13 protein-coding genes are annotated in these 14,514 nt (G+C 41.8%); 3 read left to right on the top strand and 10 right to left on the bottom strand.

The window, feature by feature from the left end:
* Positions 1-2: 2 nt before the first annotated feature.
* From H5154_RS09515 to leuS, 9 genes are read right to left on the bottom strand one after another with little or no spacing between them, the layout of a single operon-like run.
* Positions 3-776 carry a septal ring lytic transglycosylase RlpA family protein gene (locus tag H5154_RS09515; protein WP_182718130.1) on the bottom strand — a complete coding sequence of 258 codons (774 nt, stop codon included), beginning with the start codon at positions 774-776 and terminating at the stop codon, positions 3-5.
* A complete protein-coding gene (gene rodA, locus H5154_RS09510) occupies positions 776-1,882 on the bottom strand; it encodes a rod shape-determining protein RodA (protein WP_182718129.1) in 1,107 nt (368 codons plus the stop codon). The genes H5154_RS09515 and rodA overlap by 1 nt, the downstream gene beginning before the upstream one ends.
* The gene (gene mrdA, locus H5154_RS09505; RefSeq protein ID WP_149980733.1) at positions 1,879-3,747 is read right to left on the bottom strand and encodes a penicillin-binding protein 2; all 1,869 of its coding nucleotides are present in this window, start codon (positions 3,745-3,747) and stop codon (positions 1,879-1,881) included. The genes rodA and mrdA overlap by 4 nt, the downstream gene beginning before the upstream one ends.
* Before the next feature lie 9 nt (positions 3,748-3,756).
* Positions 3,757-4,227, bottom strand: coding sequence for a 23S rRNA (pseudouridine(1915)-N(3))-methyltransferase RlmH (gene rlmH, locus H5154_RS09500; RefSeq protein ID WP_182718128.1), 471 nt, complete (start codon positions 4,225-4,227; stop codon positions 3,757-3,759).
* A 48-nt stretch (positions 4,228-4,275) separates the two neighbouring features.
* Positions 4,276-4,593: a ribosome silencing factor gene (rsfS, locus tag H5154_RS09495; protein ID WP_169019778.1), complete on the bottom strand. Its 318-nt coding sequence runs from the start codon at positions 4,591-4,593 to the stop codon at positions 4,276-4,278.
* Between the two features lie 53 nt (positions 4,594-4,646).
* Complete coding sequence (gene nadD / locus H5154_RS09490; RefSeq protein WP_182718127.1) at positions 4,647-5,282, bottom strand: nicotinate-nucleotide adenylyltransferase; 636 nt, start codon at positions 5,280-5,282, stop codon at positions 4,647-4,649.
* A 16-nt stretch (positions 5,283-5,298) separates the two neighbouring features.
* Entirely contained in the window at positions 5,299-6,336 is a 1,038-nt protein-coding gene (gene holA / locus H5154_RS09485) for a DNA polymerase III subunit delta (protein WP_182718126.1), read from the bottom strand.
* Complete coding sequence (lptE, locus tag H5154_RS09480) at positions 6,336-6,830, bottom strand: LPS assembly lipoprotein LptE (protein WP_145240554.1); 495 nt, start codon at positions 6,828-6,830, stop codon at positions 6,336-6,338. Before lptE ends, holA begins: the two co-directional genes overlap by 1 nt.
* A 2-nt stretch (positions 6,831-6,832) precedes the next feature.
* Positions 6,833-9,421: a leucine--tRNA ligase gene (leuS, locus tag H5154_RS09475; RefSeq protein ID WP_145240556.1), complete on the bottom strand. Its 2,589-nt coding sequence runs from the start codon at positions 9,419-9,421 to the stop codon at positions 6,833-6,835.
* Between the two features lie 175 nt (positions 9,422-9,596).
* Between leuS and H5154_RS09470 the strand changes: the two genes are divergently transcribed.
* From H5154_RS09470 to H5154_RS09460, 3 genes are all read left to right on the top strand, one after another.
* A complete protein-coding gene (locus H5154_RS09470) occupies positions 9,597-10,055 on the top strand; it encodes a zinc ribbon-containing protein (RefSeq protein ID WP_145240558.1) in 459 nt (152 codons plus the stop codon).
* An 81-nt stretch (positions 10,056-10,136) separates the two neighbouring features.
* Positions 10,137-12,545: a Lon protease family protein gene (locus H5154_RS09465; RefSeq protein ID WP_145240561.1), complete on the top strand. Its 2,409-nt coding sequence runs from the start codon at positions 10,137-10,139 to the stop codon at positions 12,543-12,545.
* A 2-nt stretch (positions 12,546-12,547) separates the two neighbouring features.
* Positions 12,548-13,024 (top strand): FKBP-type peptidyl-prolyl cis-trans isomerase, encoded by a 477-nt coding sequence (locus H5154_RS09460; protein ID WP_149980730.1) that lies wholly within the window; start codon positions 12,548-12,550, stop codon positions 13,022-13,024.
* A 45-nt stretch (positions 13,025-13,069) separates the two neighbouring features.
* Here the strand turns inward: H5154_RS09460 and H5154_RS09455 are convergent, their stop codons facing one another.
* Complete coding sequence (locus H5154_RS09455; protein ID WP_220493069.1) at positions 13,070-14,509, bottom strand: sugar porter family MFS transporter; 1,440 nt, start codon at positions 14,507-14,509, stop codon at positions 13,070-13,072.
* Positions 14,510-14,514: the final 5 nt, after the last annotated feature.

Genomic DNA, 14,514 nt, shown 5'->3' with positions numbered 1-14,514 from the left:
TGTTATTCACTATAAAGCAAGAACGCGTTTTGAAATTGATCCTGTTTTAGTTTTTCAAGTACTTGCTGAGCTTGCTCAGCATTTTTAATTGGCCCTAAACGCAGCCTATAAATAGCATCTTTTTCCACAATATTAGTGGGTAATTGATATTGCTGGCGTAAAGTGTACGCTAATGCTTCAATATTTTTTAAGGTACTGCCTGCAGCGACTTGAATATAACTCAAACGCGCAGTCGAATCGGCCATTGTAATAGCTTCAAGCTTAACCTTGGCTGTACCATGATGATAGTAACCAAGTTTATACGCTGCTGCATAGGATAAATCGATTAAGCGATCATCATGAAATGGGCCACGATCATTTACACGGACAATCACAGATTTGCCATTACTGGTGTTGGTTACTTTTACAAAGCTAGGCAAGGGTAACGTTTTATGAGCGGCAGTCATCGCAAACATATCGTAGACTTCGCCATTTGAGGTGTGATAACCATGAAATTTACGGCCATACCATGAAGCGATACCTTCTTCGCTATAACCAGTTTCATCTAGCATCGGAGTATAGTTTTTGCCGTTAACTGTGTAAGCGCGCCCAGCACTGGCACTTTTGCTAACCTCTGTGACTATGGCATCTTGCATTTCTAATTCAGTGGGTACTCTCAGTGGTGCAGAATCATGGCGCATACTATACCGGTCACTGTGATTTATACCTGAAGAGCTACAGGCACTTAAAAAAACCACTAACCACAAACAGCTGAATAATTTTAAACAGTAGCGCATTATTTTAACAGCATCCTTTTATCAGTTGCGATAGACATAATAATGCCAAACCCGGCCATTAAAGTGACCATCGACGTACCGCCATAACTTATCAATGGCAATGGTACACCCACCACAGGTAGTAACCCTGATACCATGCCAATATTTACAAATACATAAACAAAAAAAGTCAGCGTGAGTGCCCCTGCCAGTAATTTACCAAATGCATCTTGAGCATTAACTGCGATATACAAACCGCGACCAATAATAAATAAATACATGGACAATAAAACACATACACCAAAAAGGCCAAATTCCTCACTAAGTACTGAAAAGATAAAATCAGTATGGCGTTCAGGTAAAAACTCTAATTGTGATTGCGTGCCTTGCAGCCAACCTTTACCTTCAATACCACCAGAGCCGATAGCTATTTTTGATTGGATAATATGATAACCAGAGCCAAGAGGATCGCTTTCTGGATTGAACAAAGTTAGTACCCGCTGTTTTTGATAGTCATGCATACCGTAATGCCAAAAAGGCCATGCAGCTAAAGCAACCAAAGCGCTTAAAAAGCCGATTAATCGCCAGCTTAAACCAGACAAAAATAATACAAAGATCCCTGAACTGGCAATTAAGATGGAGGTACCTAAGTCGGGCTGTTCTTTGATCAGGAGTGTGGGAACCATAACAATGGTAAAACCAACAACTAAGTGCAGTGCTCTTGGCGGCAAATGATTACGGCCAATATACCAAGCCACCATCATAGGCACGGCTATTTTCATTAATTCAGCAGGTTGAAAGCGGGTAATGCCTAAATCTAACCAGCGCTGAGCGCCTTTGGAGCTGACGCCAAATAACAGCACCCCAACCAGCATCATTAACCCAACACAATATAAAGGAATAACTAAACGCTTTAAGGTCGCGGGTGAAAATTGCGCTAAAATAATCATACCTAAAACAGCGCCGCCCATCCTAGTAATATGACGGATCATCATTGCAGGGTCTTGACCACTGGCGCTATAAACAACGGTTACACTGCCTGCCATCATTAATAGCAATGCCAGCAGTAGCGGCAAGTCAAGATGCATACGCATCCAGATTGAACGGCCATCATGCAAACTGGTCATGGTGTGTTATTCCTAGCAAGATTAACGGGATTTGCGGCAAAGTAGTAATCCATTAGTTGGCGAGCAATTTGCACACCGCCATGATTGTTTTCTAGAACAACAGAAACAACGATTCTGGGATCCTCATAAGGTGCAAAGCCTACATAGATAGTGTTATCACGTTGACGCTCTTTGAGGGATTTTGCATCGTATCGCTCACCTTGAGCAATACTGACTATTTGTGCGGTGCCTGTTTTACCTGCTGAATCGTAATTTGTTCCTTTAAATGCTCTGTGTGCAGTACCTGAGGTTTTTTGAACTGTGTTATGCATAGCATCTAATGCGACCTGCCAATGGCGAGGATCTTTTAAAATAACGGGTGGCTTTTCTTCATTATTGATCTGTGTGACGTCATTGTCTTTTTTCACAACTTGTACTAAGTGTGGAGGGTGATTAACGCCACGATTTACTAATATATTCATCGCGTTTGCGATTTGTAGGGGAGTTGCGGTCCAATAACCTTGGCCAATGCCAACAGAGATAGTATCGCCGCGCCACCATGATTCTTTAAAACGGCCTTCTTTCCATTCTTTTGATGGCAAAATAGCCGTGGTTTCTTCATGAATATCAATACCGGTTAAATCACCGTAGCCAAACTGTGCCATAAAATCACTGATTTTGGTGATCCCTAATCGATAAGAAACATCATAAAAATAGGTATCACAAGACTCTTCAATGGCTTTGTAAACATCAACATGGCCATGGCCCCAACGTTTCCAATCTCGCCACTTATGATCAACATTCGGAATTTGGAAGAAACCAGGATCCCACATTGACGTTTGCTCGGTAACGAGACCTTCTTCAAGGGCCAGAACAGCCATGTGAGGTTTTACCGTCGATGCTGGCGCATAACGCCCTTGTGTGGTTCGATTGATTAGAGGTCGGTCAGGATTTAATAAGGCTTTGTAGTTTTTACTGCTAATGCCGTGAACAAATAAGTTCGGATCATAACTGGGATTGGAATAAAGCGCCAACACGCCTCCGTCTTTGGCGTCCATGACGATCACAGCGCCACGCATATCTTTAAGTGCATGTTGGGCAATTTGCTGCAAGCCAACATCAAGAGTAAGAACAAGATCATTACCCGGCTGCGGAGGAGTCATACTTAAGGTGCGAATGACGCGACCACGATTATTGACTTCAACCCGCTGCGAACCTACTTGGCCATGCAGCAGTTGTTCATAATATTTCTCAATACCGAGTTTACCAATATCATGGGTTGCACGGTAATTAGTACCTTGCTCTTGTGCTTCGAGCTGAGCCAGTTCTTTTTTATTGAGTTTAGCAACATACCCTAACGCATGAGTTAGGGTGTCTGCAAACGGGTAGTAGCGTGCCAAACGTGCTTCGATACTAAACCCTGGGAATTTATGCTGATTGACCGAAAAACGGGCTACTTCTTGTTCGTTTAAACGTGCTTTTAATACTTGACTCTTAAAGCGACGGTTATGTTTTATATCATCAAGAAAATCGTTTTTTTGTTGCTCTGAAATATCAATAAATTGTGTCAGTGCTGACAGTGATGCATCAAGATCGTCAACTTCTTCAGGAATAACTTCTAAATTATAAACCGGTTTATTTTCAGCGAGCAACACACCATTGCGGTCATAAATAAGGCCTCGGTTAGGAGCAATAGGAATAACTTTAATGCGATTGTCGTTAGAACGTGTTTGATAATCTTGGTGATCATCAACTTGAATGGTATATAAATTGGAAAGTAAAACCGCGACTAAAATAGTAACAAATACAAACCCCACAAAGGCGCGACGAGCAAATAGGTTAGCTTCTGCTGAGTGGTCTCTAATTGTGGGTCTGTGTTTGCGCATGAGTAAATGTTACTCGCGATGATACGGGTGGTTATTGTTTAAGCTCCAGCCTCTATAAAGGCTTTCAGCAACAATAATACGCACCAATGGATGGGGCAGGGTCAAATTTGATAGTGACCATTTTTGCTCTGAAGCTGCAATGCACTCCGGCGCTAAGCCTTCAGGGCCGCCAATTAGCAAACTGACATCGCGGCCATCCAGTTGCCACTTTTCCATGTCTTTTGCTAATTGGTGAGTATCAAGCGCTTTGCCTGTTACCTCAAGCGTCACAATACGATTGCCTTTAGGGATTGCGGCTAAGGTTTTTTCACCTTCAATATGCAAGATTCGTTTGATATCTGCATTTTTACCACGTTTGCCTGCGGGAATTTCAATTAACTCCAGCGCCATATCTTTTGGAAAGCGGCGCTGATATTCTGCAAAACCCGTTTCTACCCACGCTGGCATTTTGGTGCCAACGGCAATCATCTGTATTTTCACGTGTTACATCCAAACTCGGTTAAAAATTAGTGAGCGTTTAGCTTGGTATTAGCTCCATAGTTTTTCGAGGTCGTAATAGCTACGTGCTTGATCTTGCATTACGTGTACGATTACATCGCCTAAATCAACCAGCGCCCATTCACCATCTGATTGGCCTTCATAACCTAGTGGTTCTTGACCTGCGTGACGAGCTTCTTTTGCTAAATGGTCTGCAATTGACAATACATGACGCTTTGACGTGCCAGAACATACAACCATAAAGTCGGTAATGTCTGAGCTTGCAGTTACATCAATATTAACCACATCACGTGCTTTCATATCGTCGATTTTGTCTATTGCAAAGGCAAGTAGTTGTTTCGTATCCAAGGTGTTATCTCATTTAAAAGTGAATAGCTGTTATTTTATCACGCAACCAGTATTTATTCACCACTTAGATAAAGTTGCTGTGATTGAATATACTGACCCACGGCACTGGGAAGAAGTTCATTGTAATTTAACCCCTTTTTTATCGCATTACGTATATCGCTTGAGGCAATGGCCAGTTCTTCGCCAGTTAAAAAGTATAATTTGCCGCCAGAGTGTGCTGCAAGCTCTGCGCTATCACTACATTCGGCCGCTTGTTGATAGGCTTTTAATTCACCATGGGCATTGCACTTAAGCCCTGGGCGTTGAAATACCACAATATGGCACAACTGAGTAATTGTTTGCCACTGATACCACTTATCTAGATTATTAAATGAATCCATACCAATTAAGAACAAGATAGACTGCTGGGGATATTGCATACGCAGCTCTTGCAAACTTAATAGTGAATAAGAAGGGCCGCTGCGGTTTAGCTCGCGTAAATCGAGCTGAAAGTAAGGATAAGGTGAAATTGCGGCATTAAGCATGGCAACGCGGTGTTGCGTGCTTATTCCCGGAGCTGCTTTATGAGCTGGGATCGCACATGGCATAAAGTATAAAGTCGCTAAATTAAAGTGTTTTACACAGTGCTTCGCCATATTTATATGGCCTAAGTGAACGGGGTCGAAGGTGCCACCAAACAGTGCAATCATTATAAACGCCTAATAATTAGTTAAGTGGGTGCGCAGGCAGTGGGATCACCAATGGCTGACAAAACACCAAACAAATATGTGCCAAAGCTTGATAAGGCTTGATTAAGTTACCTTGTTTATAGCTGGCATCAAATTGTGCGAGCAACTGGGTGATTTGCTCTAAAGTATGTATCGACAAACGATTAAGTGCTTGTTGAATCGGCCCTTGCTGATTTTTCCAGATGGCTTTTTGTTTAAATAGCGTTGTCAGTTGTTCACCTTGTTGTAAGCCTAATTGTAGGCTTAGTAAGGTATTTGCTTCTTTAGTGATGGTCCATAAGATACTCACAGCTTCAGTGTTATCGCCAGCGAGTTTATTTAATACTTTAATTGCTTGGCGACTATTACCTTGTAGCAGTGCATCACTTAAATCAAAAATATCAAACTTGGCTTGATTAAGTAAGCCTTGTAAAACCTGCTGTTGATCGATCATAGCAGTGCCATGCAATAACGACAGCTTTTCGAGCTCTTGAAAACACGCTAACAAATTACCTTCAGTAGCATCAATTAGGGTGCGTTTGGCATCTGCTTGCATATTGATTTTTAAGCGCTGGCACTGCTCATCAAGCCAACGGCTTAAATGATTGCCGGTCAGGGGGTAGCAGGGTACAAATACGCCCAGTTTATCTAACGACTTAAACCAAGCACTGCGCTGAATATCTTGACTGGCCTTGGCCCCTTTTACAATAAGTACGGTGTCGGGGTTGTTTAGTGCTACGAGCTGTTTAAACGTTTGGCTACCAACAATACCTGGCTTTTGAAAATTAAGATCTAGCTCGATTAAAGTGCGAGCACTAAATAACGACATACTTTGATATTGCGCTATTAGCTCTTGCCAATCAAAACCGGGCATTAAGGTAAATTTAACAACCTCATCAAAACCTTGTTGTTTCGCAATCTGACGAATTTGTTGAGCGCATTGTGCTACTTGAAAGGGTTCTTCACCAAATACTAAATAAAAAGGCTGTAAGCCTTTTTTTAATTCATTGGGTAATTGATTCGCATAACAGCGCATTATAGTTGCGACAGCTCTCTAACAATACGACGACTAGCTTGCATGCGAATTTCATTCAATAGCAACTCTAACTCTTTTGCTTTTGCTAAAGCGTTATCAGGGTCGTCTTGATAATTACGATAAAGCTCAAAACGTTGTTCAATTGCTTCTTTGCCAGGGCGCTTGAGTAAGTAGCGAACACTATAAGCTAACTCGTACTCGGCAACCTGACCATTTTTAAATAATGATAAGGTTTGACGTTCAAGACGATCTTTATATAAATACAGCTGAGCGACGTTTTTCTTAGGCGTGTCGAGTAACTCAACTTTGCTCAATGTGAGTTCTTTGCCAAGCATCGCAAATAACGCTGATTTTTCATCATCACCGTTTAAAGTTAAGGTGGCCAAGTCATCAGGCAGACTTGAGGCTTTTTTAAGGTGAAAGCCGCAGCTAGATAACAAAAAACAGACTAGCGCTAAGGCTAGTCCGTTTTTAATGGCATGAATAGCAGCCATAATTAGTTAGCAACCACGTTAAGTAGTTTACCTGGTACGTAAATAACCTTACGGATTGTTACGCCATCAGTGAACTTAGATACGTTAGGTTCAGCAAATGCTAGTGCTTCTACTTGCTCTTTAGTAGCATCAGCTGGCACCGTTAATTTTGCGCGTAGTTTACCGTTAACTTGCACGATGATCAGTTTTTCATCTTCAACAAGGGCAGACTCATCAACTACGGGCCAAGACGCATCTAAAATATCGCCTTCTTTACCCAATTCTTGCCACAATTGATGTGACAAATGCGGCGTAATTGGTGCAAGCATAATTAGCAGCGCTTCAAGCGCTTCGTTGGCAATCGCTACATCTTGTTTGTCAGCTAAAGGTGCTTTTAACAATTTGTTTGAGATTTCCATGATTGCCGCAATGGCAGTGTTGAATGTTTGACGACGTTCAACATCATCAGTCACTTTTGCAATTGCTTTGTGCAGCTCACGACGAAGCACTTTTTGCTCGTTGTTTAATGCTGATTTGTCTAATGCTTGGAAACCAACAGTGTTCACATCAACCGCATATTTCCATACACGTTTAATGAAACGATGTGCCCCTTCAACACCTGAATCAGACCATTCAAGCGTTTGCTCTGGTGGTGCGGTAAACATCATAAATAAACGTACCGTATCAGCGCCGTATTGAGCGATAACTTGTTGCGGGTCGATACCGTTATTTTTTGATTTAGACATTTTGCTCATGCCTGATGAGAATACTGGCTCGCCGTCAACTTTATGCCATGCTTTAGTCACGCGGCCTTTGTCGTCGGTTTCAGTATTTACATCACTAGGGGAAATCCAAATGTCGCCACCTTTTTCATCTTTACGATAAAATGTTTCGGCAAGTACCATGCCTTGGCATAATAAGCGGTCAAATGGCTCATCTGAATTAACTAAGCCAAAATCACGTAATAATTTATGGAAAAAGCGCGAATACAATAAATGTAAAATAGCGTGCTCAATACCACCAATGTATTGGTTTACTGGTAACCAGTAGTTTGCCGCAGCTGGATCTAGCATACCTTTGTCATGGCGTGGACTACAGTAACGTGCGTAGTACCAAGATGATTCCATAAACGTATCAAAGGTGTCAGTTTCATGAAACGCAGGTGCGCCATTAACTGTGGTTTTAGCCCATTGTGGATCTGCTTTGATTGGCGATGTTACACCGTTCATTACCACGTCTTCTGGTAAGCGCACCGGCAGCATATCTTCAGTCGCAGCAAGTTCGTTACCGTTTTCATCGCTTAACATTGGGATTGGTGAACCCCAATAACGCTGACGGCTAACACCCCAATCACGTAAACGGAAGTTTACTTTACGCTCACCAACACCCAGTGCTTCAAGTTTGTCGGCAATAGCCTTAAATGCGCCATCAAAATCAAGGCCATCAAATTCAGCTGAATTTACCAGCACACCTTTTTCAGTGAATGCCGCTTCATTTAGGTTTACTTCAAGATCTGAACCTGCGACAGGTGCAATGACTTGTTTGATGTCTAAACCGTAAGCGGTAGCAAATTCAAAGTCCCGTTGGTCGTGCGCGGGTACGGCCATTACAGCACCTGAGCCATAATGCATTAATACAAAGTTGGCAACCCAAATTGGTACTTGCTCACCGGTAAGTGGGTGAGTAGCAAAAAAGCCCGTTGCGATGCCTTTTTTCTCCATCGTCGCCATATCAGCTTCAGCTACTTTGGTGTTTTTGCATTCATCAACAAAGCGTGCCACAGCGTCGCTATTTTTAGCTGCTTCTTGTGCGATAGGGTGTCCGCCTGCAACAGCAACATAAGTCACACCCATAAAGGTATCAGGGCGAGTGGTATAAACGCTGAATGTTTCGTTGTTATCGGTGCGTTTAAACTCAATATCTAACCCTTCAGAGCGACCAATCCAGTTGCGCTGCATGGTTTTAACTTGCTCTGGCCAATCTTCTAACTTGTCTAAGTCGTCAAGTAGCTCTTGCGCGTAGTCAGTGATTTTAATAAACCACTGTGGAATTTCTTTTTGTTCAACTACAGCACCTGAACGCCAACCGCGACCATCAATAACTTGCTCGTTAGCAAGTACTGTTTGGTCTACTGGATCCCAGTTTACTGTTGACATTTTTTTGTACACTAGGCCTTTTTCGTAAAGCTTAGTGAAGAACCACTGTTCCCATTTGTAATATTCTGGATGGCAAGTTGCGATCTCACGATCCCAGTCATAACCAAAACCTAATTGCTTAAGTTGGGTACGCATGTAATCGATGTTCTCGTAGGTCCATTTTGCTGGCGCAGTTTTATTTTTAATTGCCGCATTTTCAGCCGGTAGACCAAACGCGTCCCAACCCATAGGTTGCATTACGTTTTTGCCTTGCAAGCGTTGGAAACGAGAAACAACATCACCAATCGTGTAGTTACGCACATGACCCATGTGGAGTCGGCCGCTTGGGTAAGGGAACATAGAAAGGCAATAATACTTTTCTTTGCTCTCGTCTTCAGTGGCTTTAAATACTTGGTTTTCTTCCCAGTAGGCTTGGACTTTTGACTCTATGTCTTGCGGGTTATATTGCTCTTGCATCTACGGTTCCAGACTTCTTGCAAACTAATAAAAAATTGCCGTTAGGATACCCCAAAAAAAGCACTAATCACAGCGTCAAATCAGTGGATTTTATATGAAATTAGTTTTCAGGGCAGGTTAACCTATACTTGTGTAAGGTATAGGTTCGCTAAACACAGTTCTGAAGGAGTAAACAATGGCTGATTATAAGACGTGGTTAACAGATTTGAGCACATGGTTAAAAGACGTAAAAGATCATGAGCTAAAAGATGCGATGGATAAGTTTATTGAATCTGAACAAGCGCTAAAAGATTTAGGACAAGAAAAATTAACTTTATACAGTGAATATTTAAAGCGCGATATTGAACACATCCAAGAGCACGATCAACACTATGGTTCCCTTGCATGGCAAGAGCTTAAAGAGTCTTTGTGGTTTGAACTTTCACATATCGAAGACAAAACTCAACTTGAGTGGCAAGCATTAAATCAAGATTTTAAGCACAATGGGGTATATCACCAAGGCGAATGGATAGCCATGGGCACATTAGTATGTAAGAATTGCCAATATAGTTATGATATTTACCACGCTACGCAAATTACAGCGTGTTCGCAATGTGATGGTATCTACTTTAGCCGCAAGGCACTACAACCTTAAATAGTTAGTGAACAGTGCCTTTTAGTGCACTGATGCCACCTTACAAAATCAACGAATATGTTGGTATAAAAAGAAGTTAGAATGACGAAGAAACTGCTGCCTTTATCTGTGTCGGCCCTTGCGCCGACAATTTCACTTAATCATGTACAAACGTGCATGAACAATCCATATCCTGAAACCTTGACTTTCATCGGTCAACAGCGGGCGCAAAGTGCGCTTGATTTCTCGTTAGGGATGGAATTACCTGGTTACAATGTGTATGTAATGGGGGAGGCCGCGCATGGTCGGTTTACCTTAGTCAAAGATAAACTTCAAGCACACAGCAAAGGCCGGCCAACACCAAATGAGTGGTTATACGTTAATAATTATGACGACCACCGCGAGCCTATCGCAATGTTTTTACAAGCAGGTCAAAGTAAACAGTTAGCTGATGATATTGACTCATTTATTGATGAAGTACTCGACACCTTTCCTGCAGCGTTTGATAACCCAGCGTACCAGCGTAAAAAGAAAAAAATCGACCGTGAATTTAACGACGCTTACGATAGCGCAATTACTGCTGTGGAAATTGCCGCGCTTGAGCAAAGTGTTGCCTTAATTGAAGAAAAAAGTGTGGTTGGATTTGCCCCGCTGATTGATGGCAAACAACTAAGCGATGCTGAATTTGCTGAGCTTGATGATGAATTGCGTGAACAATTTTATGAAGTAATTGAAAAACTCGAAGATGCACTCATTGAGGCACTGATTGAGTTGCCTCGTTGGAAACGTGAATCATCTGAAAAACTCCGTAATTTAAAAAAATCCACCGCAGAGCTGGCTACTAAGCCATTACTAAAAGATCTTGAACATAAATATGCTGCGCACATTGGAGTATTACGCTATCTAAAAGACATCCGCGTGGAAATTATTGATGCGGTACTTGAGTGGCTCGATGATGAAGATGTTAGCGACGAAAACAAAGAAGATTTTGACCGTAAAGGGATGCTTACCGACTTTTTTGCACCTAATATTTTAGTTGAATTTAAAGAAGGTGATGCTGCCCCTGTGGTGTATGAGCCAAATCCTACCTTTGGTAATATTTTTGGCAAAATTGAATATGCTACTTCACAAGGCTCATTGATCACCAGTTATCGATCGATTCAGCCGGGGGCACTGCATCGCGCTAACGGTGGTTATTTGATTATGGACGCTGAAAAAGTGATGGCTAATCCACAAGTGTGGGATGGTTTAAAGCTGTCATTAAAAACTCATCAAATCAAAAATGATTTACCGTATCAAGATAGTGCTGTTGGCAGTAGCTTTACCTTGCGTCCACAGTTGATCCCGCTTGATGTAAAAATTATTTTACTCGGCTCGCGTGAGTTGTATTACACCATCGGTGAATATGACGAAGAGTTTGCTGAGCTGTTTAGAGTGTTAGCCGATTTTGATTATTACCTGCCAAGCAGTGATAAATTACAGTATCAATTTATCACTAAAGTGATTGAGTACTGTGAGCAGACGCTAAAGTGTAGTCTAACTGAGTCAGCGATGGCACGATTACTGAAATTTAGCTACCGCCAAGCAGAACACCACAATAAGCTTTCAGCTCGTTTTGCTGATGTATTAGAGCTAGTGGCAGAAGCCAGCTTTTATACCAAGCAAGATAACTTAACTTTAATTGATGCCCATCATATTGATGAAGCGATTGAAGGCAAGCAATATCGTACTGGGCAAATTAGCGAAAATATGCTCAGCGATATCAAAGAAGGGCATACCTTAATTGCCACCGACGGTCATGCTGTAGGTAAAGTAAACGGTTTAACAGTATTACACATTGGCGATACTTCTTTTGGTACTCCGGCACGGATCACCGCTACGGTTTACGCTGGTGCGGATGGGGTAATTGACGTTGAGCGAGAAGCCGAACTAGGTAAAGCCATTCACTCCAAAGGTGTCATGCTACTGACTGGCTATTTAGGTAATAAATATGCGCAGCAATTTAGTTTAACGCTCAGTGCTAATATCGCCATTGAACAAAGTTATGGCTACATTGATGGCGACAGTGCGTCATTAGCTGAGTTGTGTGCGCTTATTTCTGCAATTACTAGCTTACCTATTAGCCAGTCAATTGCACTGACTGGTTCAATTAACCAGCACGGTGACGTGCAAGCCATTGGCGGTGTAAACGAAAAAATTGAAGGGTTTTTTAAGCTTTGCAAAATGCGTGGTTTAACGTCTGCGCAAGGAGTAATAATTCCTAAATCAAATCAAGTAAACTTAGTGCTTGATGACGAGATCCTCAATGCAGTAGAGCTTGGCAAGTTTCATATTTATGCAGTTGAAACGGTTGACCAAGCGCTTAATTTACTGATGGATATTGCAGCAGGCGAGTTGAGCGACGGGCAATATCCTGAAAACTCAGTTAACGGCATTGCCTTAGCCCGTTTAAGTGAAATTGCAGATATCGTTAATGGCGATAACGACGAAAAAGAACACGAGAAAGAATAATCATGATCAACATTATTTTGGCGATTATCATCGCCATTTTATGCTTTTTGATTTTCCAAAATAGCAAAAAAGTAAAGCAACAAGCGGTCGCTAATGCGCAAATCGAAGCCGACTTTTTAGTGGCAAACAGCAAGGTTGAAGGGGTTATTGAGACCGCATCTGGTCTGCAATATAAAGTTGTTAGCAGCAGTGGTAGTGAGGCAAGACCAAGCCCAACTAGCATGGTGAATGTGCATTATCACGGTACTTTGCTAGATGGCAGTGTATTTGACAGTTCTGTTGAGCGTAATAGCCCAATCAGTTTTGGTTTAAATCAGGTAATAAAAGGCTGGACTGAAGGCTTGCAACTGATGAGTGAAGGCGATAAATACACCTTTTATATCCCTCATCAATTAGCTTACGGTGAAAAACGTGTTGGCAGTATTCCTCCAGCCTCTTTACTTATATTTGAAGTTGAATTACTTAAAGTAGAGTCTTAGTTGAAAAAATGGCGAAATAAATACATTCGCCATTTTAAACAACTTTTACATGGCTTCTAGCTTGATACCACGTGTTTCTTTTATATATTTAACAATAAAAAATACGCTAATAAAGGCCGAAATAGCATAAAACCCATAGGCACCAGCTAAACCAATACTACCGAGCATAATCGGGAAGGTCATGGTAATTGTAAAGTTGGCAAGCCATTGCGCACTTGCTGCAACAGCTAAAGCAGCCCCTCGAATACGATTATTGAACATTTCGCCTAATAGTACCCATACAACAGGTCCCCAGCTTAAGCCAAAAAATACCACAAAGAGATTAGCCATGATAAGTGCAAACGTGCCCATACTGTCAGTTAATGCAAGTTTACCTGCCGCATCGAGGCCTGCGCTACCAAAGGTATAAGTTAATGCACTTAAACTAATAAACATACCAATACTACCTACTAGTAATAATGGTTTTCTGCCTACTTTATCGATAAGCGCAATTGCTATAAAAGTAGATAAAATATTGGTAGTACCCGCTAATACATTGATGAATAAAGATTGTGATTCATCAAAACCCGCTGCTTGCCAAAGCTCAGAGCCGTAATAAAAGACCACATTAATGCCTACAAATTGCTGAAAAACAGACAAAGCGATACCAACCCATACAATTGGGTGTATTTTCTTTTTACCGTCAATAAATAAGTCACGAATACTTGGTTTTTTATCGCCATGAAGTGACTGCTTAACATCGTTTATTTGTGATTGGGCATCATCATTGGATATTTTTTTAAATACAGCTTTGGCTTTTTCTAATTGGCCTTGGGCAACTAAATAACGCGGCGACTCTGGTATAAATAATACTCCCAACAGAAATAATCCTGCAGGTACAAGTTCTGCCCAAAACATCCAGCGCCAAGCCGCCAGCTCAAGAATAAAAATACCTTCAGCGCCGTTTGCCGCCGAAGCGATCAGGTAGTTACTTAAAAAAGCAGCAAATAAGCCAAGTACAATCGCTAATTGTTGCAGTGTTGCTAATCGTCCACGCAAAGCCGCAGGTGCGACTTCAGCAATGTAAGCGGGTGCCAATACAGATGCAGCGCCAATACCGAGACCACCAAATAGACGATAAAAAATAAATTCAGCGGAGCTGTCTGCAATGCCTGAACCAAACGCGCTAATGGCAAATATTACTGCAGTGATGATCATAATTGAGCGGCGGCCAAATTTATCAGCAAGCGGGCCCGCAATCAGCGCACCAAGAGCACAACCCAGTAAAACCGACGCAACATTAAACCCTGTTGCGACGCTGCTTGAGTTAAATGTTTTGCCAAGCGCCGACACAGTTCCGTTGATAACCCCGGAGTCAAAGCCAAATAAAAAGCCACCAATTGCTGCAACGCCAGATATAAATATAACGTAAAGTAGAGAATGGGTGTTTGTTGATAAAGAGTGATTCGGGCTATTAATCTTGCCCGACGATAAAGGTGTTGTCATGGTGA

Source organism: Pseudoalteromonas sp. SR44-5, assembly GCF_014163675.1.
GTDB lineage: Bacteria > Pseudomonadota > Gammaproteobacteria > Enterobacterales > Alteromonadaceae > Pseudoalteromonas > Pseudoalteromonas rhizosphaerae.
This window is presented reverse-complemented; position numbering and strand designations above follow the sequence as displayed.

Bases quoted from the DNA above. Each gene is read 5' to 3' on its own strand.
- H5154_RS09515 (WP_182718130.1), bottom strand. From the start codon at position 776: ATGCGCTACTGTTTAAAATTATTCAGCTGTTTGTGGTTAGTGGTTTTT.
- rodA (WP_182718129.1), bottom strand. From the start codon at position 1,882: ATGACCAGTTTGCATGATGGCCGTTCAATCTGGATGCGTATGCATCTT.
- mrdA (WP_149980733.1), bottom strand. From the start codon at position 3,747: ATGCGCAAACACAGACCCACAATTAGAGACCACTCAGCAGAAGCTAAC.
- nadD (WP_182718127.1), bottom strand. From the start codon at position 5,282: ATGATTGCACTGTTTGGTGGCACCTTCGACCCCGTTCACTTAGGCCAT.
- holA (WP_182718126.1), bottom strand. From the start codon at position 6,336: ATGCGCTGTTATGCGAATCAATTACCCAATGAATTAAAAAAAGGCTTA.
- lptE (WP_145240554.1), bottom strand. From the start codon at position 6,830: ATGGCTGCTATTCATGCCATTAAAAACGGACTAGCCTTAGCGCTAGTC.
- leuS (WP_145240556.1), bottom strand. From the start codon at position 9,421: ATGCAAGAGCAATATAACCCGCAAGACATAGAGTCAAAAGTCCAAGCC.
- H5154_RS09470 (WP_145240558.1), top strand. From the start codon at position 9,597: ATGGCTGATTATAAGACGTGGTTAACAGATTTGAGCACATGGTTAAAA.
- H5154_RS09465 (WP_145240561.1), top strand. From the start codon at position 10,137: ATGACGAAGAAACTGCTGCCTTTATCTGTGTCGGCCCTTGCGCCGACA.
- H5154_RS09460 (WP_149980730.1), top strand. From the start codon at position 12,548: ATGATCAACATTATTTTGGCGATTATCATCGCCATTTTATGCTTTTTG.
- H5154_RS09455 (WP_220493069.1), bottom strand. From the start codon at position 14,509: ATGACAACACCTTTATCGTCGGGCAAGATTAATAGCCCGAATCACTCT.